This window comes from Arthrobacter sp. P1_B3 (assembly GCF_056406615.1).
Genome location: NZ_JBFTZV010000071.1, coordinates 1 through 951 on the forward strand (window position 1 = coordinate 1; position 951 = coordinate 951).

Sequence of the window (951 nt, forward strand, 5' to 3'; positions counted from 1 at the left end):
ACTACTAGGGCGTGTCTCCTAATTCGGGGCGTGGTTTTTGAAATAGTGGACGGGTGTCACGTACTTCCGTTTTGACTGATGACCAGTGGGCTCTGATTGAGGACCTGATGCCGGACTCCTCCGGGCGTCGGGGGCGTCCGTTTCAGGGCCACCGGCTGGTCATGGAGGGCATCATCTACCGTTTCCGGACCGGGATCCCGTGGCGTGACCTGCCTGAGTGCTACGGTCCGTGGCAGACGGTCTGGAAGCGTCACCGCCGGTTCAGCGGTGACGGCACGTGGGATAAGATCCAGGCTTCCCTGCTCTCGGAAGCAGACGCAGCCGGACTGATCGAGTGGGAAGTCTCCGTGGATTCGACAGTCAACCGCGCCCACCAGCACGCGACCAACCTTCCCCGCAGCGCGGGGGGACCTGTCGAATTACATGAAACTGTTGGAGGAGCCCGGTGACCACGCGATCGGGCGGTCCCGCGGCGGGCTGACGACGAAGATTCACCACCTCTGCGACGGCAAGATGCGCCCGTTGGTCATCCTGCTCGGCCCGGGCCAAGGCGGTGATTCCCCGATGTTCCCGAACCTGCTTGAGGCGCTGAAGGTACCCAAGCTTGGCGGGGGCAAGGCCCGCTCCCGTCCGGACCGGGCACTGGCGGACAAGGCGTACTCCTCCCGGGCGAACCGGGAGCTGCTGCGCCGGCGCGGGATCCAGGCAGTGATTCCGGAACGCTCCGACCAGGAAGCGAACCGCAAGCGACGGGGCAGCAAGGGCGGAAGACCTGTGGGTCTAGACAAAGATGCCTACAAACGCCGGAACGTCGTCGAAAGGGCCTTCAACGTATTCAAGCAATGGCGCGGGCTCGCCACCCGATACGACAAGCTCGCCCTCACGTACCGCGGCGCCGTCGTCCTTCGCGCGATCACCGTCTGGCTCAAAGTATTAGGAGACACGCCCTAG

At 64.0% G+C, this 951-nt stretch carries 1 protein-coding gene; it reads left to right on the forward strand.

Annotation, left to right across the window (positions count from 1 at the left end):
* The first annotated feature begins 53 nt into the window (after window positions 1-53).
* A protein-coding gene (locus tag AC1D2F_RS23890; RefSeq protein WP_229995585.1) for an IS5 family transposase occupies window positions 54-951 on the forward strand; the annotation gives its coding sequence in 2 pieces (ribosomal slippage) (window positions 54-413 and window positions 415-951; 897 coding nt in all).